Raw genomic sequence first — 21938 nt, 5'->3', positions numbered from 1 at the left:
TTATGAGTTAATTATAGCATATTTTGTAAATATAATACTATTAAATTTTCAGAGATTACTTTTATAAATTACTTTTCTAATTTTGCAAGTATTTCTCTAACTTCTTCTCTATATCTTGCTGGTACTTGCTCTATTGTTTTAAGTCCTCTTTGTACCATAGCTACATACATATCTACCATTTTACTCACGCTCCTTTCTAAAGACATAGTTTGTGGTATCATTTCTAAGATGGGTTCTAACATTGTATATACTTCATCTGTAGCCATCATTGTTGTATCTATTAATATGTCTTGAGTATTATTTACTTCTTTAATTTCTTCATTTTCTAAACTTAATGTGATAACTTCCTCATTTAAAGCTACATTCTTAGCACCTAAACTTTGTATAGCTTTACCACCGTCTAAAGGTGCTTTAGCTTTTATAGTTCCATCTAATCCACCAGTTACAAACAAGTGAGTTAAATCCTTGTAAGTTGGTTGCTTTATTTCTTCTAATATAGTTGTTTCTATTAATTGTGGAGTATCTAATTCATATATCACATAAAGATCTTTTACCCATGCTTTTATACCTTCTAAATCAGACGTAGAAAGCCTATTCTTAGCCACTTTAAAAGCTATTCTACTTGGATGTAAAGAAATCCACTCAAAATCTTTAGTAGTCAGAGATGAGTACTCTGTCTTTGTTAAAATTTTATTATTTAAATAATTCATACTATAACGTTTAAAATCAGAGATATATCCTTCTAAGTTAAAACCTATATAATTATCACTTGAACCCCAATTTAATGTCCAATCCTCTGAACCATTAAACGTAACCGTTTGATTTAGGTTCTTCTCAACAACATATTTACCTTTCTCATTATCCCAGAACAACCTATCAGCAACATCACCAGCTTTGCATAACTGGCAAGGTAATAAAATTGTTGTTTTATGAGTTTTAGGTGTAATTGTTAATAATTCTTCTTCATTATAAAAATTCCTACTCTCAATCTCAATCTTATACTGTTCTCTACCTTCACCATCAAGAATAGGTTGCCCGCTTTCATCTACATATAACTCACCTAGATGTTGGATATTTGATAAATCAGCTTTATGATAGGGTTCATAGGGTAATGGACTAGTACCTTTTACAATTTGATACGGTGTATTCACATCTCTAATGCTAACTTTAATGTATTTAGCATTAGAAGGTAATGTAAAATTACTAGCCGATACATCAGTAGGGTGGTTTAAATAAGATATTGTTTGCTTTCCACTTATGAAATTCTTATTTTCATCATATGCACATACAATAACTGTCCTAGAACCGTGTACATAATAACTTTCAGTTGGGTTAATTTCTATAAAATCAGTACAAATACAGTTATTGTCCACCATAGTATAACCCGAAGTCGTATCTAAATTATAATTACCTATAAAACTATGAATAATATTGACGCTATCAGTATCATCCTGCAAAGTATTACCCCATATTTCAACTTCTCTGAGATATCCTTCTTTAGTGTACTCTATAGATAAGTTTTCACCTTGAACTGTACTCCATACTACATCATCATTTGTGTGTACGAAGTCTTCTATTTTTTCACTAGACCATGTAGAAATTTTAGAAATAGTAGTATCATCTATATTAGCATTTCCTCCACCTACTCCATTTTCTTCTATAGCTTGTACTCTTTCTTCTACAGAAATTACCTTTGTGTTAATTTGTTCGTATTGCGCATTAATTTTTTCCTCAAAAGCTGTCATATCTGGTGTATCGCCTTTAGGGCCTTGAGGGCCTTGTATCCCTTGTTCTCCTTGTGGTCCTTTCTCCCCTTGTAATCCTCTTTCTCCCTGTGGACCTTGTAATCCTCTTTCACCTTGAATACCTTGCGGCCCTTGCTCCCCTGTAGCTCCTGTAAACTCTCCATTTTCAAGTTTACTTTCTAATAACAACTTAAACTCTTCTCTTTTCTGTTCTGCTGCATCTCTAACTTTTTCGGCTGCAATCATATCATCATTAAGTTTTCTAATAGCTGAATCACCGGCTATTATCCTTTTTTCATACTCATCTAAGTTAGCAAAAGCAGTAACTACATATTCATCTAACTGCTCCAACACTTCAATCTTGCTTATGCTTTGAATTATTTCTCTATCTAAGCTTGTTCCAACCTGAAAATAAAAAAGAACAGTAGAAATTCTTCCACTATCCTTTATAATTAATTGATTAGTTGTTATGCCTGGATAAGCCACTCCCTGCTCATCTACTATAATTTTAAATTTTCCATCTTCATAAATAATATCTTTAGTCTGCCTAATTCTATTATTATCAGATTTTTTTATTAATAATTCTGCTTCTATACTATCAAAAATTATAGGCTTACCATTCATCCTTAATTCTAATTCTAATTCTAAAGTATCACCAGCGTTAACTTGCCCTATACTCTTATAATTATTTTTTTGTGTATCTATAACAGCTTGTAATAATTGTGCCACTTACACCACCTCTTCAAATATTCCTTCAAAGTTTTGACCATGTTTATTCTTAACTATAAACTGTTTTCCTTGTTCCTGTAATTCAAAGAATCTGTTATATATTTCATCAGAAATTAATACATCATCAGAACTTATAACATGAATTTTTTCATGTTTGAACGTAAAATCTTTATCATTTCCACTTAAATACATAAAAATACCTCCTTAATATCCTATTGCAAACCAATAGAATTTTCTAGATGTAGTTCCTTCATGCTTACAAGTAAAGAATGTTTTATTACCTACATATGCATCTTGTAAATATGTTTGTGTAGCACCACCTGTATTATTCAACTCTTGTAACTGTACGCTTATACTAGCCTTAGGAAACTCTATCGGGAATCGAACTGTCTTCCATGAGTTTGTAACTCCTTCAACTATTCCCCATTGAATTATAAGTCCACCTGGAAGTGTTCTATAACCTGTAGTAGCTAGATTCTGAACTTGTCCTATAATCATATCCTCACTAGTTTCATAATGTAATACATCATAATCAGCTTCTGTTCCAGTAGTACCACCATTATGAAATCTTTCTCTTACTTTTTTTATAGCCATATTATCACTCCTCTCCTATCAATTCTAACCACTTAACTCCTTTAGAATTAGGAATAGTAGTTGATATAACACTTTTTGTATTTTCATAAACTGGATTGTTAATAGCTTGTTTAAAGCTATCTCCAAATTGGTTTATAGCCTCTCCAAAAGTAGGTTCTATAGTTAATATACCTTCTTCATAAATTTCCCTAATTTCTACTATTTGTATATCACTAATAACACCTATTTCATCATCTAAAATAGTTACTAAGTCTCCTAAATCCCAGTCAATTCTATAATTTTGAGTATCTATAGTAGCTTCAAAACTTTCAGTAATAGTATTTTCAGCTAATTTACTTTTACCTCTATCCGTTAAGTTAGAATCATCTTCAATATCTCTAGCATCTACAAATAACTCTTTTCTATCTAATCCACTTAAACTATCATTTATAATTACTATTTCTCTTGCAGCACCTTCTCCTTGGCCAGCTACAATTGCACAATTCTTGCACCCTGAAATATCTTTTGTATATTCTCTTTCAACTATATTATCGTATCTTTTTGAAAATATTACAGGTGGATTATCTTGTTGATTTACCGTTTTATCTACCCCTGCTAAAGTTTCAAATACAAATCTTTTATTCCTATAATCAAAATAGATGCACCACCCCAACTTACTTGTTTTAGCTATTGTTTCTAATTCATCAGATAAAACCTTATATCTACTTTCAAAAGCTATTTTATTTCCTCTACCTTTACTAGAGTTAATATATAGGTTTTCAAAGTTACGTTTAGGATCTTCTGCATTAATAGCATTAACATAAGCTATATTATAAAGAATGTCTTCAGCATAGTTATTAAAAGAATATGTACTTTTTCCAGCTGGAGGAACCGTTATTCTGCTATTAAACCAAAATCCTATTCCAAACCCCTTTATAGTTACTGTATCATCTATTATATTAATTTTAGTTATTTGACCACCTCTATAAGGATCATTATTAACTACAATATAATTGCCAGTTTGAAATAACTCTTTATCAAACTTTTCAACAACTAATTGAAAGTTAGAATAAGTGAACCATTTGCGTTCGAAAACAAAAGAAGTGAAATCCTCCACTTCTCCTATAAACTCCATATTTTTATTAAAAAATCTTATGATAATACTTGCTTCCATATAGCACCTTCTATCGCATCACTTGGAACTGTAGATTGAATATATATATTTCTCCACCCTTCCCCTTGTTGTTGCTCAAACCATGTATCAAATCTACTATTAAACCCTGTCATCATAGCATTAAACTCTGTTAAATTTTTAGGTCTAATAGCTCCACATAAATTTTCATTATATCTTTCATCTGTTACTGTAGTTATTCCATTTGCAGCACTTACATATATTTGAGCTAAACTTAATTCATACACAGATGTAGTTCTTGTTAAAGCTGGTGCTGTTGGTTTAGAGCTTGCGGTGCCTTGTTTTAATTCTATGCTAACTTTCATATTAGAAACATCTAATCTAACTACTACTCTATCTATTCTGTCGTAAGTACTATTTTTAGTAACTGTAATAGACTTAGTAACGTCTTGGTACAAGTAATATCCATTAACTATTGCAAATCCTACTGCAATACGTAGGCTTGTACTAGAGTACCTTGTAACCTTCATTCCCATATCTGAGTCAGTAACATTTACACCATTTTCATATATGTTAGAAAAATACCTTGCTAATTCTTCTTGTCCATAATCATTTTGTCCATTAAAAAAGCCATATCCCACTATAACACCTCCTTATACTCCTAAGTATTTTTGACTATATTTTATACTTACACCTTGTGGCTCTAAGCTTTGTGTAGAATATTCTATCAGATTATCTCCAACTGATAAACTAAAAAAAGTAGAATCTAAATCTATGTAATTAAAAGCATTTGTTCTAATTCCATTTCTCTCAATTTCTACTTTCTTATTTCTATATGCAGTTGTAATATATAGTGTATCCTCAGATGTTAATTCTCTATTAACCTGTATAAACTTGCCTGTAGTTTGATTAACTATTTTAGGGTTAATAGCTGGACCTTTAAAAACAACTTCTACCGGAGTATCTACATGACCATCGTTGAATATATTTTTTTTATCTTCACCACGTTGTTTTAAATTAAAAGGTAAGTTAAGTGGGAAATTTAATCCTCCAATCCATGTTGTTAGCTCTTCAAGCTTCTCAGCTTCATAGAAATAGGGATCTGGGCAAATAATATAAACAGTAAAATTTAATTGTTCATAAAGATTAGTTCTATTATCCTTGAAACTTTCAACTTCATAATTTATATATCTTTCAATACCACAGTAGTTAACTTTAACAGTTCCACTATTTAAAGGATTAAAGAATTTAATTAATCTTTGTCTTTGCTCTTCACAAGAATTCCAATCCATACAATCAGCAGTAAAATATATTTCTCTAGGTAGAATTTTTTTATTCTTTACATACCCACCTATTCCACTATAATGTTCAGTTACGTTAACATCATAATCACTAGCTTCTAATCCATGTACTTCTAGAAGCTTGTATTCATTGTTTCCAAGCTCTAAAACTTCACCATTAGACTCTAATGTTAATGTTAAAAATTTAGTATTTATCATACGAATGCAAGCTCCCTTCCTACTTTTCTTATTTCTCTAGCAATCTCACTAGGAGATTTAACAGGTTGATTTATATTGATATTTTGAGTAACTCCATTATCGTTGTTATTAGTTACACTACTGATATTTCTAGTATTTATATTGGATACACTTGTTGGAATAGCTCTTGAATGTTCAAAGTTTACTGTAGCTTTCATTCTATTAACCATCTCACGACTATTAATATCTATTTGCCTGTCAACCTCTGGCATCCCCTTTTCAATACCATCTGCAACACCTTCAGGTATAGATTTCCCTACTTGATCACGAAAAACTTTTGAAGGTGAGTTTATTTTTAAAGCTTTTTTAGCTCCATCTACTATACCTCCAAAGAATCCACTAACTTTATCAGCTATCCATGAACCCATTGAAGTTATCCCATTCCATACCCCTTCAACTATAGAAGAACCTATACTAGCCATTTGTGAAGGTAAATTTTTAACTGCATCTATTATGTTGTTAACCATATTTTTACCGGCTTCTAATGCTTTATTTCCTAAATTTGTTGCAAATTCAGATACTTTAGCTATTGTATTACTTAACCAAGTAGATATTTGTCCAGGTAATTGTTTGAACCAATTTATTATATTGTTTATAAAATTACTTCCAACTTCAGAAGCTTTAGAATAAATATTGCTTCCCCAGCTGACCACTTTGTTATAAGTATTAATTAAATAAGTCCATATCTTTCCTGGCAACTGACTAAAGAATTGAATTATACTATTTAAGAAATTAGTTCCTATTTCTATAGCTTTGTTCCAGGTATCTGTTCCCCATTGAGATATTTTATTATAACTTTCAACTAACCAAGTCCAGATCTTACCTGGTAACTCACTGAACCAGTTTGAAATTTTTTCAATCCATAAAGGTATATTTTCAGCAAAATAATTAAATATATTTACCCAGCCTTTAATAACTGTACCTAATAAAGCACCCAAAATATACCCTATTTTATAAGGCAGTTCTTCAAACCAAGTTATAACATTTTGTATTATAGTTGGTACAGTTTCAGTAAAGAAGTTTTTTATATTATATCCCCATTGCTTTATAATATCTAAAATACCATTCCACAATTCAACAAAGAAATTTGAAATATTATTCCCCCACTCTTTACAAGTATCTGTTATTTTACTCCAAATTTCTTTAAAACAATCTGGTATACCCTTAAAAAATGTGACTACACTGTCCCAAGCTTTTGGAATATCTTCTGTAAAAAATTTTAATAACCTGTTCCATGCATCAATTCCTGCTTCTTTTATAGCATTCCAAGCCTTAATAATTGCATTTCTAAACCCTTCATTTGTATTCCAAAGATATACAATTCCTACAACTAAAGCTGTTATTCCAGCAATTAAAATACCTATAGGATTCGCTGTTATCACAGCATTTAAAACACTTTGGGCCTTTGACCATAATGTTGTTGCAACAGTAGCTAAACTTATTTTACCTGTAAATAATGCAACTAGTGTTTCCCACGCTGTAAAAACTCCATTCATAACACCTTGCTTTATTGTTACTCCTTCAGCAGACATTCCGTATAAAGCTAAAGCTAGCTGAGCTTCTTGCCATGATTTAATTACTTTTGTTATCATAGCCCCAACCTTAAATCCTGCTATTGCAGCTGAAATAGCTAATATTCCTCCAACTATTGTACTTGAATTTTCAAGAAACCAAGCAAAGCCTTCTGTTATTTTAGGAATCCACTGTATAGCAAAATTAACTGTAGTTTTTATTGCTTCAACTATACCCTCAAATATAATTTTTATATCTTCTTGCATTGATTCTGGGAACAAGGAGGCCATTATTTCTGGAATTTCATCTAAAACTTTCGGTAATAGTGTTCTAAGTAATTCTCCAATACCTTCTATTGCTATTTTTACACGTGGTAATAAATTTTCAGCTAGAGATCCTAAACTGTTAACTAAATTTTGTACTAATACATCAAAATTAGAATTATCATCAGCCATACCTGTTAATAAATTAGTCCATGCTGACTTAGTCATATTCAAACTACCTTCAATAGTAGATGCAGCTTCTTTTGCAGTAGTTCCAGTTATGCCCATTTCAGTTTGAATTACATGTATAGCTTCTATTATGTCATTAAAATTGCTAATGTCATATTTAACACCACTAATTTTTTGAGCATCAGCTAAAAGCCTTTCCATTTCTGTTTTTGTACCACCATACATAATGTTCAATATAGGTCGTTACTCTATATTCGTTCTCTTATGAACTGCTATATATTTCTATATAGTTCAGACTATATCTTGTTATATCTCTATAACCCTCGCACTTCCATTCACTTGAATGTACTCTACTCCATTAAAAAAAGAACCTATTATGGTTCTCTTTTCTGTTTCGATAGTCGTTACAGTTTATTAAAATGTTGCTCGTTTGCCATCTAAATATTCAAATTTGTAACCTCTTGTTTTTCCTCTTCTACCAATATTACCTTCCTTTAGCAATAAAGAAATATTACTAATAGTTAAATTAAAATATTCAGCTACATCACTTATTCTATCAAAATACATTACATTATCAATATCTAGCCATTCTTCATGCCCACCACCACGTTTCTTTCTTTTTTCGATATAGTGAGTTACTTTGACTTTTTGGCTTCTTACCCCCTTAGTATTAAATCTTGAGTTATTTTCTGAATATGTTGCCCATCTAAGATTTTCAATAGAATTATTAATTCTATCTCCATCTATATGATCAACTGTTAATTTGTTTTCAAGATTAGGTATAAAAGCCTCTGCAACAAGTCTATGAATACATTCTTTTGTTCTTTTGTTGTTCATATACAAGTCAACACATAAATATCCATTACTTTTGTTTATAGTAGGTTTTTTAATTTTACCAGTTAAGTCATTTCTGACTTCTCCTAATTCATTGATAGAATAATTTTCATTTCGTTTTATCTTTTTCCAAACCATATTTACACCTCCGACCACGTATTTGCTAATTTAATTTTATCATATATAATCGGAAATATCACACAACTTTTTAATCTTACCACGGTATTGTCTACAACCTTACTTGTTTAGAGTTTCACCGTTTTCACGAGGTTTATACTGAGCTGTTTAGGTTAACCCAGTTTCAAATTATCTAACATAGTATAATTCGCTTTCGCAAACCCTTGGTAAGCATCCTGTATACGTTCAATTGCAGTCCCCATTTTATTAGCATTATCAGACATATCCTCAACAGCCATATTGCCTATTTGAGCTGCTTTTTCAGTATCTCCTCCAAGACCTTGCAATAGCGAAGCTGCAAAACCAGTTATTGTGTCCATATACTCGTTAGCAGACATTCCTGCAGACTGATATGCATTATTTGCATATTCCATTACTTTATCGCTACTATTTTTAAATAAGGTTTCAACCCCACCAGTTAGTTGTTCATACTCTGCATACTGCTCAACAGATAATTTTGTTAATACTCCTATTGCTCCAGCTGCTGCTGTTGTCATAGCTGCAGATACTTTCGCAAATGTCTTTACTGCAGTACTTGCTATACTTCCTAACTTGCCATTAAAATTTTTTATTCCTTTCTCTAGCCCACTACTGTCTATTTCTGTATCAATTATTATTTTTCCGTCACTTATATAAATCACCTCCTTAACTTCAAAATAAAAAAAAGTACCTACTTATTCGTAAGTACTTATATATACTATAATTTCATGAACTCTTCCTCATATTTTTTAGCTTCTTGAGGAGTTAAGCTTTTATCAATTCTTAATAAAGCTTTTCCATTAATATAATTATACTCTGCAAGCATCGGTGTAGCTTCACCTATAGAGTTAATATATTCTTGTCTACTTTTTACATCTTTTTCACTTTCAAATACTTCAATGCTTCCATTAACAAAATTTACTTTTGACGTATACTGATTTGGTCTTCCTAATAATTCATTTTCATCTGTTTCAGCCGTATATACTATTAAATCAGAAATGTCTAATCCCACCTTCTCTAATTCTAAAGCATATCCCTCAGCATCCATAACTACTTTGTCTTCAGCTTTACTACATCCAACTATCATAGTTATTGATAAAATAAACACTGATAGTAAAGTTAATATCTTTTTCATACTTTCTTCTCCTTAAACTGTAAATATATTGATATTATACCATCAATTTAATTTAATTACAATATTTTAGAAATGTCTCCTCCATTAAGAAGTATCTCATTAATTTTATCTATTTTTTCTTTTTCACTTTGAGAAACGGGAATTTTATGCAATTCTTTCATTTTTCTATAATAAGATTTCTCTTCTTTATCCTTAACTTTAGATAAATCAATACTTCTATATCCCATTATTTTAACTATTTCATTATCTTCTCTTAAAGATTTAAACATAGCTTTAAATTTCCACCAATGCAAATACTCTATATCCTGTAAATCAATTCGATACTGGTCCATAAATGCAGCATAAATATAATCATCATCATGTTCAAAGCTGTAAATTTGGATGTCACTCTTGCCTTTACCTTTTCCTTTAGATAATTCTATATCTTTACCACATCTATAAAACCATAATATTTGCTCTATAGCTGAATTAATATCATCAGGTATATTAGGATAATAAAGTTCTAATGCAAGATAAATTTTATCATTGTCTTTTATTGATTTATCTTGCATTAACAATTCAAATAAAATAGAAGTACGAAAATCACTATTAATTTCGTACTCTTCATTATCAATAGTAACTGTTTCAGGAACTAAATCAATTAGCAGATTCATTATTTCTTAGCTCGCCTTTGAGCTCTATTAGGAGAATATTTAGAAACTATATTTTCCAACTCTTCTTTTTGAGAATTAATTTGATCAGTTAAACTCGCAAATGCTTCTAAACAAATTTTAAGATTAACTCTATCACCAAATACTTTTCTATCAGTACCTTCTCCAAACAATTCATTAAATACATTAAAAATTTCTTCACATAGCTTTCTTATTACAACAGAATCTTTTAAACCTTCAAACTTTTGATTTTTATTTATATTCTCAATAACTTTTTCATACTTTTCAGCAACCTCAACATCATAAATATCTAAATCTTCTAATTCAACACCATTAATTATCATTCAATATTCCTCCTATTCTGACTTAGGTGTAAAACCTTCTTTGAAAGTTTTTGCTGAAGTATCAAAAGTTCCTTCAACTGGATCACTTTGTCCTAAGAAATTTCCGCTAATTCCTAACTCGCCGTCATTATCATCAAATGAATCTACTGCTATAGCAATCTTAAATTTTCTTGCTCTATATCCAGCAGTTTGAGCTTCTTTATCTAAATCAACTATAATATATTCAGTTTCAGTATCAGCACCTGTAAGCTGCATTTCTCCTATATTTCTTATATATTCAATAGCGTTTTCACTAACTATTTGATCCGCATTAAATGAAGTACTCCACTCATAGCCAGTTACACTTTGACTAGCGCTAGATTGATTAACATACCTCTTAGAAGTTGTTTGAGCACTTGGACTTTCATTTAATTCTGTAAATCCTGTCCCTAATAACTCAAAAGTTTCTCCAATCTTCATGTAGTTGGCTTGTACTTTACGTTTTCTAATACTCATTTAAAATCCTCCTTTTTGAAAATAAATTAATTTTAATTGTATTTGGTATCTCGCACTGTTATCATCAGTTTGAAATGCATACCCTGTTGTAGATACCCTTATTTCTAGTGATTCTCTATTCCCTTCTAAACTTGGTAAATTACCTTTTGAGCTTTCTTCCTCTATCCAGCTTGAAAAGTCCTCATAAAAACCACTGTTCTCAATATTTTGAAATACATCTGCGCCATAACTTTCTCTACTAGCAAATATAAAATCATATTGTCTTTTTGTATCACCATTAATGTATTGCTTTATAATTGGCTCACATGGTACCTCTTCAATAGAATAAGTAGTAGAATCATTATCAAGATAATCTATGTTTATTCCTTTATTAAACTCATAAAGATACGGACATTGTGATATATAGTCTCTTAATGATTTTATTATCATTCTGACCTACCTCCCACGAACTGAGCCACACTTTTACAAATATCTTTTCCTTTATCTGCCCAACATCTTTTTACCCAAAGCTTGCCCCTTAAACCACCCTTGCCAGTTCCCTCTTTACCTGATCCAGCATTAGTAAAATACTGTTTTCTAGCATAAGGCATATTATAAGTTATTTTACTATTACTTATAATTTTCTTATCCTTTAAGTCTCCACCTTGAAGTGGTACATAAGGTTCACTTAATCTTGCAATATCATTTGTAAACAATAATTGAGCCTGTCCATTATTGTTAAGTTTCCTTTTTAATAATATTTTTTGAGTTGGATCTATATTAATAGTTACTTTAGTAGTCATTAACTACACACCACCTTCCAGTGTTTCATGTGATCACTTCCACAATCATAAGTTTTTACATTGTTTACTGTAGATACATCATCATAAAACTCATTAAGAGATTTTAAGTTATTACCTTTTTCATTAGTTAACTCAAAATCTATAATTCCTTTTACAATAATATCTCCATCATTTAATGTAAAATAATTATCTTTTTCACTATCTATCAATTTTTCATATGCCTTAGGTTTTATATATTCCTTATCTTCAGAATAAACGCTGAAAGGTATATAAATTATATTTTCATCATTATTATTAATAGATTTACTTGATGTAGTAGTTCCATAACTACTTCTATAATTTACATCCCTAAGATAACTTCTTTTGTATTTATTGCATTTATCCTCTTCATCATAATATTTGTTATAAAGTGTTATATCTGCATTTGTAATCATAGCTATATCCCCCTAAATAAAAGGCCTGTATCAGCTAAGTACATTTTTACCTCTTTATACATTTCCTTCTCCTTTGATATATTAGAAGTAACGTATGTTACTGAATTATCACCAGTCTTTTCAGATACTATTTGTTTACTATCATGCTTATTAATAACACTAACAACAGCACATATAGCTAATTTAACTTCTTCCATAACTCTCTTTGAATAATCAATTCTATTGAAAGTCATGCTATCTATATACTTTCTAGCTCTAATTTCTAGAGCATAAAACTTCATAGGAGGCATTTCATCACCTCCATAGTTAACTGAATAATACTCATAATCTACTACTGCAGCCATAAATACCTCCTACTAATTAAGCCTTTCCTTTAGACTTCTTTTCTTGATCTTTACTTTCTAATTCCTTTTTTAATTTAATATTTTCAGCTTTCAGCTTATCTATTTCCTCTTTAAGTTGAGTATTTTCAGCTTGATATGCTGCTATTGTATTAACTTTTCCAGCTTTTATAACTTTTCCTTTTTCATCAATTTGAGTATAGCCCATGTCTATGAACTCTTGTAACTTTTCATCAGCTACTATAAGCTCCTTATTTTTCTTAATTACTATAGCCATACTGGACCCCCTAAGCTTCTACAACAAATTGAATTGCATCAGCCTTTTTATTTAATATAAATACATCTTCAAAAGACTCCTCATAGTAGTAGTATTTACCTTCTGTAGTTGCAGATGGTTCATCTAATTGTGCAAATTGATAAGATACAGGTGTAATTACTGCTATTGGATGTACTAATAACATATGTATTTGTTTAGCACTTCCACCAGCTTTCCAACCAGTAGTAAAGTCATATGCAGTTTTCATTAATGTTGATGGAACTGCAATTATTTCAACTTCATCAATTCTAGATACTTTTCTATTTATTGTAGATCCAGCTGTTTCAACATTAATTATTCTTGTTATTTGCCTAGCATTTTTTATTAATGTGTTTATAGCTGGAGTAACATAAAGTATTCTTCCTGTTACTGGCACTCTAGCTTCATCCATTTTTTCCATTAAAGCATCAAATTCAGCTAATACATTATCTTCTGTTAATACAGTAGTAGATGCTGTTTTACTTTGTCCTGTCCAATCTGCATATATCTTTGATACTGTATATGCATCCATTTCAGGGAACTTTTGCTCTTCATTATAAACTTGAGTAATATTAGCTATTGAAGTTACATAGTTAGTTTGGTCAATATCCGCTGGATGAATTAATGTACTCCATTTTCTTTGATTTTCTAATACTTTAGTTTCCCAAGCATTATTGTAGTTTCTTGCTGCATTTCCAATAGTATCCCTATCGGCATCAACCCTTCCTGTAGTTGATATAGTTGGAATTTCTATTGTCTTTGCTCCAGTCCATTTATATCTACCATTGTTAGGAGTTTTGTATAATGCTCCAAAATAAAGTGCATAAGGGAATGCTTGTGCTAATGCTTGTGAATATTCTTTTGCATAATTTAATGCTGTCATAATTTAATACCTTCTTTCTTTTTATTATTCTTTATTTACAGGCCTTACACCCATAAAATTAAATTTAAACGGATTTGTATCTCCTGGCGGATTGCTTCCTCCAGTAGGTTTAACTATTTCAGGAATTGGATCTTGTGGTTCATCTGATACAAATAAAGATTTATGATTTTCTTTATATTCCTTCATAAAGTCCTCACCGCCTAAGAATTTTCCTTCTTCTAGCTTAAATTCCTTAGCTTTAAACTTATTGATTACTGTTTCTTTAACATCATCATCAATAAATTTATAGTTGCTCATGAAGTCCTTAATAGCATAGTCATAATCTTTAGCTGCAATCTTGTCATTAAGAGCTTTAGTATCTGTTTCATATTTTGTTTTCCATTCTTCAGCACTAGCCTTAATACCATCAATGTCCATTTCCTTAAATGATTGAATTTGAGTGTTTGCCTCACTTAATTGAGTTTTTAAGCCCTCATTTTCTGCTTTGTACTTTTCTAGGTCCTGAGTAGCTTTTTCTGTAGCCTTCTTTTGCTTTTCAATATCAGCTCCATTTTCAGCCATTATCTTATCAATAACTTCTTTCTCTAAACCTAACTCTTCTAAAAATTTTCTTTGCATATTTTCTCTCCTCCAATTACGCTTTTTACGAGGTCGCTTCTCATATTGCCTTTTACAGTTTAACGACTTGTAAGGTAGGTCAGTTTTTAAGCATAATAAAAGACCTTAATTACATTGTGATTTAGGTTTTCCACACCATTTACACCTGTAACCAAAGCCTTTTTGATACTCTATTTCATGTTTATGATTTTTAGTATTAAATATTTGTTTAAATTTTTCTATAAATCTCATTTGCTTCTCCTTACTTTTTGAGATATACTTTGTCCATATTTATATACTTGTATTAAATCATTTCTTACAGTTAAATCTCCTGCATTAGAAAATGCTTTATATTCATTCTTAAGCCTATTTAATGCAATACTGCTATTATTAAAATCATCTTTTAATCCTGCTGCATTATATCCTATAAGTTCTCTTTTCTTTTGCCTTATATTAGTTTCTAACTTCCTTTGGCGTTGAAGTGCTTCATAGTAAGTATAAGTTTTACCATCATATTCAAATGGTTCTGGATCTATATTGTTAAGATGTTGTTTACTATAAGCTCTTTTGCTTATTCCAGGAAAAAATGGATAAAAACTATGTCTGCAGTTATATCCTCCAAGTCCATCTCCATAACCATATCTAGTTTTCTCTACAAAATCAGGATATTTGTCACTCTTACCTTTATAACAGAAAACTTGTCCTTGCCATTCTTGATGATCTGGTCTTGCTCCTGCATGAGCTGTAGTTTCTACAAACTCACACTCTAATTCTTTCATGGTTAACTCAGTCATTTTATGACACATCTGATTACTTCCAGTTACTACTGCTCTTCTTACAGCAACATCAACTCGATTGCTCCAACCATTCTCATAATCAACAGTCCTTAACCCACTATCAGCTAATTTCTTAACAGCTTGTTTAATAGCTTCATTTGAATTTAAAACACCACTATTAACTTGCATAAGTGCTAAATCTACACTATCTTGATAAAACTTTGCTATATCTTTATAAACTATCTTTCCATTTATAATCTGAGCAAATCCTAAAGATTGACTTATATTCTTAAGTTCTCCTTTTGTTTGCTTTATTGCTGCTTCTAATAATTTTTCAAGATTACTGTTACCTTTTATCTTAATCTGTTTCTTAACTGCCTCTTCATAGATTTTATTCTCAGCCTGTATTGAAGTTAAAGCACTTTGTTTTAATGTTTCTTCAACTTCTTTATTAGATAACTCTAAAGTTTTTAATATTTCCTTTTCTATATTATCCATAGATAAATCTTTAGCTCTTTCTAGTTGCCATTTAGCAGTTTCAGTAAGCTGCCCAGTTTTAGCTATTCTTCTAGCAATATCATCAATGATAAATTCTTCTAAATCTCTATAAAGCTGAACTATATTTTCAGGAATATTTTGAAGTTGTTTTGGAGTTAAAGCCATAAGTTAACACCTCTATTCCTCATCAAAAGGTGATTTAGTTAATGTATTCTCTACTTTAGGCATCATCTTAATAGCCTCTTCTTCTGTTACACCATACTTCTTCATGATATAAAGTTCTGGTCTAATAATACCTGATGCAACATCAGCTTGCATACTTGATAATTCAGTATCTTTATCAACTACAATGCTATCATCCCAGTTATATGAAACTTCATATTTATCCATAGAGAATTTTGCTAGCTTTGCCCAAACGCTCATGGCATAAATCAAATTATCTAATGCATTTTCTAATGCTCCTTGAATATCATTTACTGTAGAGTACATTCTTTGTTTAGAACTAACTATTTCAGTAGCAGTTTTATCTACTTCCTGTGGATCACTAATTGTTCCATAAGATAAACCACAATTAAACTCTATTCTTTTAAGAATATTATTAAGTCCATTTAAGTAAGCTGAATCCCTTATAGCAGGTGAAAATACATTCCATTTACTATTATTATCATCAAGATCTATTCTTCTATACAATCTTTCTTTTCCTTGCGGAATATTTAAATTGCCATGTTCATCTTTTCTAAATGAAGTTACATCAACATCTATAGCTAATTCACTACCTTCATATTCCCATAGTATTCTGCCCCATTGCTCATCAGCTTGTTTTATTAAATCAATACTCCTAGAATAAATAGAAGTTCCTAAAGGAGAACTAAAATCAATTGTATTTGCAAATGGTATCTTAAAATAAGCAAATAACGGTTTGTTAACATTTGTTATAGTTGTTGATGGTTCTAAACTTGCCCATTCATCAACTTCAGTTAGTGCTATTGGCTTCCCTAAATCTCCATTGCTATTATTTCCTATTAAAGCTGTTTCATTTACATATGCAGTGTTATTAATTATATATTCATTATTATTTAACTCATGATATTCAAGCCTAGTGTAAGTTTTCTTACCTTCTATCTTTTGTTCTAAGAATACAGCTGCAGTAACTTCACCTTTAGAGTTATATTGAGTTGGATAAAATCTATCAGCCTGTACATAATCAACTGCTATCTCTTCCCCATTTATATATGGTTTAAACACTAAACCACCTTTAGCACAACCATATTCTACATATCGCCTTAAATCTTTTAATACTCTTTGGTATTGATCATTTAAATAGTCATTCTTAGTTATTTCTGACTTAAATTCTATAGTAACCATTCTAGCTACTTCACTTGCAATTGTGGCTCCTAAGTTTAATGATTTAACATTATTATTTAACCAAGGTGCTTTATTTTCATATATCATACTCCATAAATCTATAGCATTAGCCATTTCATTACTTACAGCTACATCTACTTTTAAAGCTTCTTGTATAGTTCCTTTATTAAACATCTTATTCACCACCTTTTGTATAAAACCTTTAAATTTCTCAAACATTATTTATTGCCCTCTCTTCTTCCAAATGTTATTTAAGGCATAGCGTACTGAATCAATACAATGGTTGTTTTTATCAGGATATCCACTAATAACATCACCATTTTTATCTCTCTCATACTCATAATCCATAAATTCTTCAGCACAGTTAGGAGCTCTTTTATTGTCAATAATAATTTCAGTTAATGATTGTAACCATTTCATAGAATAATTAACACTATCAGGGCCTTTCTCTGCCCCTCTAGCAAATAATCCATAAGATTTATAATCTCCTACTGATTTTGGTTCCTATTTTATTCACATAAGTTCGTTAAGCTTATGCCGTTCTCTTACGAACTGCTTATACTTTCATATAAGTCTAGACTATATCTTCAATAAAAAAAGACCGTTAAGGTCTTTTATTGCTTGGCGTTTCCATTCACTTGAATGTACTCTACTTCCTTCTACTATCTTTTTTTAGATAGTATGGTTTCGATAGTCGTTGAACAATGTCATTTATATTTAAAGGTTTATAACTAAATATATGTTTTTTATGGCTTCTTTCTTCGTCTCTAGCACAAGCACATACATGCCCTTGATTAAACCCATCTTCTACACACTCTCTTGAATGGCTATAAATTTTAATCAAATTGCCGTCTAAATCATAAACATATACTTCTTTACTTAAAGAATGTAAATTATTTTCTTTTGGTGTAACCCACTCTAGATTACTAACATCATTATTTTCTCTGTTTTCATCTATATGATTCACATACGGTTTGTTTTCCACATTTGGTATAAATGCTCCAGCTACCAATCTATGGACCCTTACATAACTAACTTTATTAGTATTCAAAACTAATGCCACATTTAAATAACCACCAGTTTTTTTATATTGTTTTAGTTCTTTAGGCTCTTTTTTTAGCCCTCCATGCAAATCACAGTAACTTAATACTTTACCATTTTTAAGAATATAATATCCATCTTTAACATCTTCGAATCCTTTAATTTTATTTATTTGTTTCATACTAACCACCTCAATATAATTATACCATATTGCGATACAGTTATTGCATAAAACAAAAAAAATTATAACATTGCTGCTGATTGCCCATTGTATTATCTTTAAGATTGTTACCATTTAGGTACTTAAAGCTTTAGGGGTTTCCAGCAATTAACCAAGTTAAGTGCCTAACCATTAAGCACTATCACAAATAATTAGATCGTTAGGTGTTACTCCATGATTTTCTACTAATTCAGTATAAGTTTCTTTATTAGATTTTTTATTGCAGCAATACTCATCAAATATATAAAGCTTTCTTCTAGCTGCATCAAAGTAGCTCTTTGTATAAGCATATTTATCAGGATAATATCCCCAGTCAACTCCATGATAAATTCTATCAAATACTTTAATTTCATCATCACTAATTTCTCTAATAACAACATTATCAAATACATTACCACCATTACCATTAGCAATACCTAAGTATTCATGCTCATAAGCAGTGTAGTTTACTTCTTTTAAATGTTCTGCCTCTTCTATAAATGTTTTACCTAACCATTTCTTAGGAACATCTAAGTAAGTTGTATGAAGCTGATACTGATTGTCTTTTGGTATTTTAATATATTTGTTTGCCCAGTTATTAGCTGTCTTAGGTGGGTTAAATGATTTAAATATATAAGCATCATCACCGCCACGGATTGCTGACTGTTCGATACTTCTTACTGCTTCAGGTCCTGCAAATTGATCCAGTTCCTCTAGCCAGAGTATACCAATGTAACCGAATGGTGGTTTTATAGATTTTATCTTTGTAGGATCATCTGCACCTCTAAAGAAAATCTTTTGTCCAGTTGGTTTATAGGTTATTTCAATTGGAGATACTGTACAGTAGAACTCATCATCTAAATCTAAAGCACTTATTGCCCACTTAATTTGATTATAAACAGAATCCTTAAGTGTATTTGATACTTGCCTACAAGCTAAAGCATGCATAGTTGGATTTTTCTTTATAAGGTTAATTATCTCTAAACCAACAAAACTCGATTTAGTAGAACCTCTTCCACCATAAAATATATATTCCCTATGTTCTTTATCTTCAATATCATATAAAGCTGCTAAGTAAGGTGGAGCTATTACTCTTGCTGGTAATTCAAATGGTTTTCCATCAATAATAGCTTCTGGTGGATTAAGTTTTAATGTTTCAGCTTTTAACTTATCAATTTTAGCTTGTTGTTCAGGTGTTCCTTCTCCATAGTGAGTATCTAACCATTGCATGGCCTTCATTTTGTCTTGTAATTTAATGCTTACTCCATCTTTTCCTTGCTTAATTTCACTAATTATACTCCCGTCAACTTCTGTGCTTTCCTTAAAGTCTACATAGTTAACTTCTATTGTTTCTGGTCCATCATCTGAAAATACTTTTATTTCTTTTCTACCAAAGCTTAAATAGTCAGTTACATCGCTAAATGCTATTTTCATATAAGTTTCAAATAATCTTTTATTTAGTAACTTAGCCTCTACTTCTTCCTCTTCTAAGCACTCTTTAGTTAGCCTTTGTATTTCTTTTTTGATGTTAGGTTTTGTTAGACTTTTACATCCTTCAACCTTAGCTGTATCATAACTACAACCATAAGCTTTTTTATATGCTTTAGTTGCATTAAAGTTCTCAATGTAATAAATACAAAAGAGTCGTTGCTTTTCAGTTAATTCAGTATTCTCTAGTACCTCTTTAACTTCATCTGCAATAGGCTCTTTCTTACTACATTTTTTATTAACTTTTTTATTGGAACGTTCCCTATTCTTTTGGAGCGTTCCGTTTAATTCACTATCCCATTTATCCTTAGCTTTCCATCCTCTAATCGTTCCTGGTGATAGTGATAATATCTTAGCTATTTCAACTAAATCTATATTACCATTATGTTTTTTATAAATCTCAAACGCTTCGTCCCTTGCTGGACTTCTTACTCTAGCCATTACATATACACCACCTGCCTAATAAATATAAAATAAAAAGAACCCATAAATATGAGTTCTTAGAATTATACTAGTTATTATTCACCAATAAAAATATGGCTTAAATACTTTATATAAAAATATAAAAAATACAATTAATAATATAATCTCAAATATTCCTAATGTACCATCAAGCCCACTACTACCTGTTCCCTTAGTGTAGTATTTACCTGATTTGGTTCTTCCTCTGTAATAATAGCCAGATTTATTTTTGTATTTATGCCAACCCATATATTCACCCCTATGTTATTTTATTAAACATAGTATTTTTTTATTACTTTATGTTAATCTATAACTATATTATTTCAATTAGTTTCTTTATCTCTTTATAAATTTCTTTATAATTCATTTCTTTATTAATAAGCTTAGGTAATTTCATTGACATTACTCTTTCCAAAGCCATTATATCCATTAAAATACCTTGATCTAAATCTTCTCTTTTAGTCCCTTTAGGTATTCCTAACTTTTCATTTACTAACTTTGTAAAATGCATATAGTACATATTAGGTTTATTACTTCCTTGCTTAATCGCATAATGAACAAACTCCTGAACTTCATCAGTAAACTCTCTTCTAGTTCTTTTACTGTCCGTTCTTATTCCTATCCACTGCTCATCTTTTTCATTTGCTATATAATAACCATTTACTCTTATTTGTTTTAATACAGTACTTACCCACTTAGTAAATAGTTTAGCTTCTGGCTTATTACTTCTAAATGAAATATTATAAACTGCCTCCTCTGAAATAAATAGCTCTCCTCTATTATTCAAAGGTGATTCAAAGTTTCGGTTGTATACTTTATATACATCTGATTCTTTAAATTTCCTTTTATACTCTTTATCAATATTCGGCAATAACTGTCTTATATTAATTACTCCTAATTCATCAGCAACATCATTTGCACTAAACCAAACTTCATTTCCATTATTTGACCATATCATTCTAACATTCTTTTCTAATAGAACTTTTAACATACTACAACAACTCCTTTTATATTTTTATGTATAAAAAAAGCACCTACCATTATTGGTAGATACTGATATTACCTTATTTGCTTCATAGCACCTTTTTCTCTTTTGTAAACTGCATGTCCCATGCATTCTCGAGCATCATCTGTACTTCCTACCACTTTTACCTTTTTACTTGAGCAATGAGAACATACTAAGAACCCTTTAAAATCTACTTCTCTTAATAAGACAATAGTTGTTTTATTACATTTTTTGTTATTGCATTTTAATATTAAATATTCTTTCTCCATATATTCTCACCTCACTTACATATAAAAAAGCACCTACGTGAAAGGTAGATGCTTTTTATTAATACATATTTATAAAAGGGGGTTAACTGATTTCGTTCATATACTTATAATAGCACATTTTTTCAATGTATTTATTCCTCTTTTATTCCTGTTTTATTCCATCTTTTTGAATTGCGTAATAGATTATATCTCTATTCCTTGCTTTTC

28 protein-coding genes and 1 pseudogene are annotated in these 21938 nt (G+C 30.4%); all 29 read right to left on the bottom strand.

Annotated elements, in window-relative coordinates; translation table 11 throughout:
* Nucleotides 1-68: 68 nt before the first annotated feature.
* The 29 genes and pseudogenes from HMPREF0216_RS17960 to HMPREF0216_RS13025 all read right to left on the bottom strand — a co-directional run bounded on the left by HMPREF0216_RS17960 (nucleotide 69) and on the right by HMPREF0216_RS13025 (nucleotide 21731).
* Nucleotides 69-2474, bottom strand: coding sequence for a collagen-like protein (locus HMPREF0216_RS17960; RefSeq protein ID WP_005215109.1), 2406 nt, complete (start codon nucleotides 2472-2474; stop codon nucleotides 69-71).
* Complete coding sequence (locus tag HMPREF0216_RS13155; protein WP_005215108.1) at nucleotides 2475-2666, bottom strand: hypothetical protein; 192 nt, start codon at nucleotides 2664-2666, stop codon at nucleotides 2475-2477. It lies immediately after the preceding gene.
* Nucleotides 2667-2678: 12 nt separating this feature from the next.
* Entirely contained in the window at nucleotides 2679-3068 is a 390-nt protein-coding gene (locus tag HMPREF0216_RS13150) for a gp53-like domain-containing protein (RefSeq protein WP_005215107.1), read from the bottom strand.
* A gap of 4 nt (nucleotides 3069-3072) precedes the next feature.
* Nucleotides 3073-4221 (bottom strand): siphovirus ReqiPepy6 Gp37-like family protein, encoded by a 1149-nt coding sequence (locus HMPREF0216_RS13145; protein ID WP_005215106.1) that lies wholly within the window; start codon nucleotides 4219-4221, stop codon nucleotides 3073-3075.
* Complete coding sequence (locus tag HMPREF0216_RS13140; RefSeq protein ID WP_005215105.1) at nucleotides 4200-4820, bottom strand: hypothetical protein; 621 nt, start codon at nucleotides 4818-4820, stop codon at nucleotides 4200-4202. Before HMPREF0216_RS13140 ends, HMPREF0216_RS13145 begins: the two co-directional genes overlap by 22 nt.
* 12 nt (nucleotides 4821-4832) lie before the next feature.
* A complete protein-coding gene (locus tag HMPREF0216_RS16500; RefSeq protein ID WP_005215103.1) occupies nucleotides 4833-5678 on the bottom strand; it encodes a phage distal tail protein in 846 nt (281 codons plus the stop codon).
* Nucleotides 5675-7882, bottom strand: a complete 2208-nt coding sequence (locus tag HMPREF0216_RS17785; protein ID WP_147576271.1) for a phage tail protein — start codon at nucleotides 7880-7882, stop codon at nucleotides 5675-5677. The genes HMPREF0216_RS16500 and HMPREF0216_RS17785 overlap by 4 nt, the downstream gene beginning before the upstream one ends.
* A gap of 213 nt (nucleotides 7883-8095) precedes the next feature.
* A complete protein-coding gene (locus HMPREF0216_RS13125) occupies nucleotides 8096-8653 on the bottom strand; it encodes an NUMOD4 motif-containing HNH endonuclease (protein ID WP_040419925.1) in 558 nt (185 codons plus the stop codon).
* Between the two features lie 152 nt (nucleotides 8654-8805).
* Entirely contained in the window at nucleotides 8806-9333 is a 528-nt protein-coding gene (locus tag HMPREF0216_RS13120) for a hypothetical protein (RefSeq protein WP_005215098.1), read from the bottom strand.
* Nucleotides 9334-9389: 56 nt separating this feature from the next.
* On the bottom strand, nucleotides 9390-9806 hold the full coding sequence (locus HMPREF0216_RS13115) for a hypothetical protein (RefSeq protein WP_005215097.1): 417 nt from the start codon (nucleotides 9804-9806) through the stop codon (nucleotides 9390-9392).
* A gap of 56 nt (nucleotides 9807-9862) precedes the next feature.
* Complete coding sequence (locus HMPREF0216_RS13110) at nucleotides 9863-10459, bottom strand: bacteriophage Gp15 family protein (protein ID WP_005215096.1); 597 nt, start codon at nucleotides 10457-10459, stop codon at nucleotides 9863-9865.
* Nucleotides 10459-10800, bottom strand: coding sequence for a DUF6673 family protein (locus tag HMPREF0216_RS13105; RefSeq protein ID WP_005215094.1), 342 nt, complete (start codon nucleotides 10798-10800; stop codon nucleotides 10459-10461). The genes HMPREF0216_RS13110 and HMPREF0216_RS13105 overlap by 1 nt, the downstream gene beginning before the upstream one ends.
* Nucleotides 10801-10812: 12 nt before the next feature.
* Nucleotides 10813-11295, bottom strand: coding sequence for a hypothetical protein (locus HMPREF0216_RS13100; protein WP_005215093.1), 483 nt, complete (start codon nucleotides 11293-11295; stop codon nucleotides 10813-10815).
* Nucleotides 11296-11724, bottom strand: coding sequence for a hypothetical protein (locus HMPREF0216_RS13095; protein WP_005215091.1), 429 nt, complete (start codon nucleotides 11722-11724; stop codon nucleotides 11296-11298). It lies immediately after the preceding gene.
* A complete protein-coding gene (locus tag HMPREF0216_RS13090) occupies nucleotides 11721-12077 on the bottom strand; it encodes a minor capsid protein (RefSeq protein WP_005215090.1) in 357 nt (118 codons plus the stop codon). The genes HMPREF0216_RS13095 and HMPREF0216_RS13090 overlap by 4 nt, the downstream gene beginning before the upstream one ends.
* On the bottom strand, nucleotides 12077-12511 hold the full coding sequence (locus tag HMPREF0216_RS13085; protein WP_005215089.1) for a DUF6751 family protein: 435 nt from the start codon (nucleotides 12509-12511) through the stop codon (nucleotides 12077-12079). The genes HMPREF0216_RS13090 and HMPREF0216_RS13085 overlap by 1 nt, the downstream gene beginning before the upstream one ends.
* A 2-nt stretch (nucleotides 12512-12513) precedes the next feature.
* Entirely contained in the window at nucleotides 12514-12855 is a 342-nt protein-coding gene (locus HMPREF0216_RS13080) for a head-tail connector protein (RefSeq protein WP_005215087.1), read from the bottom strand.
* Nucleotides 12856-12871: 16 nt separating this feature from the next.
* Nucleotides 12872-13129 carry a hypothetical protein gene (locus tag HMPREF0216_RS13075; RefSeq protein WP_005215086.1) on the bottom strand — a complete coding sequence of 86 codons (258 nt, stop codon included), beginning with the start codon at nucleotides 13127-13129 and terminating at the stop codon, nucleotides 12872-12874.
* A 10-nt stretch (nucleotides 13130-13139) separates the two neighbouring features.
* A complete protein-coding gene (locus HMPREF0216_RS13070; RefSeq protein ID WP_005215083.1) occupies nucleotides 13140-14030 on the bottom strand; it encodes a hypothetical protein in 891 nt (296 codons plus the stop codon).
* Nucleotides 14031-14054: 24 nt separating this feature from the next.
* Entirely contained in the window at nucleotides 14055-14648 is a 594-nt protein-coding gene (locus HMPREF0216_RS13065; RefSeq protein ID WP_005215079.1) for a phage scaffolding protein, read from the bottom strand.
* 105 nt (nucleotides 14649-14753) lie between these two features.
* A complete protein-coding gene (locus HMPREF0216_RS17955) occupies nucleotides 14754-14879 on the bottom strand; it encodes a hypothetical protein (RefSeq protein WP_005215077.1) in 126 nt (41 codons plus the stop codon).
* On the bottom strand, nucleotides 14876-16066 hold the full coding sequence (locus tag HMPREF0216_RS13060; protein ID WP_005215073.1) for a phage minor capsid protein: 1191 nt from the start codon (nucleotides 16064-16066) through the stop codon (nucleotides 14876-14878). The genes HMPREF0216_RS17955 and HMPREF0216_RS13060 overlap by 4 nt, the downstream gene beginning before the upstream one ends.
* Nucleotides 16067-16078: 12 nt before the next feature.
* Complete coding sequence (locus HMPREF0216_RS13055) at nucleotides 16079-17440, bottom strand: phage portal protein (RefSeq protein WP_242824728.1); 1362 nt, start codon at nucleotides 17438-17440, stop codon at nucleotides 16079-16081.
* Nucleotides 17441-17488: 48 nt separating this feature from the next.
* Nucleotides 17489-17758: pseudogene (locus HMPREF0216_RS13050) on the bottom strand (terminase large subunit); the annotation flags it as partial.
* Between the two features lie 157 nt (nucleotides 17759-17915).
* Complete coding sequence (locus HMPREF0216_RS16490; protein ID WP_051040722.1) at nucleotides 17916-18488, bottom strand: HNH endonuclease; 573 nt, start codon at nucleotides 18486-18488, stop codon at nucleotides 17916-17918.
* A 171-nt stretch (nucleotides 18489-18659) separates the two neighbouring features.
* A complete protein-coding gene (locus HMPREF0216_RS13040) occupies nucleotides 18660-20435 on the bottom strand; it encodes a PBSX family phage terminase large subunit (RefSeq protein WP_005215064.1) in 1776 nt (591 codons plus the stop codon).
* Between the two features lie 81 nt (nucleotides 20436-20516).
* Nucleotides 20517-20705 (bottom strand): hypothetical protein, encoded by a 189-nt coding sequence (locus tag HMPREF0216_RS13035; protein WP_005215062.1) that lies wholly within the window; start codon nucleotides 20703-20705, stop codon nucleotides 20517-20519.
* 64 nt (nucleotides 20706-20769) lie between these two features.
* The gene (locus HMPREF0216_RS13030) at nucleotides 20770-21447 is read right to left on the bottom strand and encodes a BRO-N domain-containing protein (RefSeq protein ID WP_005215061.1); all 678 of its coding nucleotides are present in this window, start codon (nucleotides 21445-21447) and stop codon (nucleotides 20770-20772) included.
* Between the two features lie 68 nt (nucleotides 21448-21515).
* The gene (locus tag HMPREF0216_RS13025) at nucleotides 21516-21731 is read right to left on the bottom strand and encodes a hypothetical protein (protein ID WP_005215058.1); all 216 of its coding nucleotides are present in this window, start codon (nucleotides 21729-21731) and stop codon (nucleotides 21516-21518) included.
* Nucleotides 21732-21938: the final 207 nt, after the last annotated feature.

It is taken from the genome of Clostridium celatum DSM 1785 (genome assembly GCF_000320405.1).
Taxonomy (GTDB): Bacteria; Bacillota; Clostridia; order Clostridiales; family Clostridiaceae; genus Clostridium; species Clostridium celatum.
Note: the sequence above shows the minus strand (reverse complement) of the source record. Positions and strands in the feature narration are given on the sequence as shown.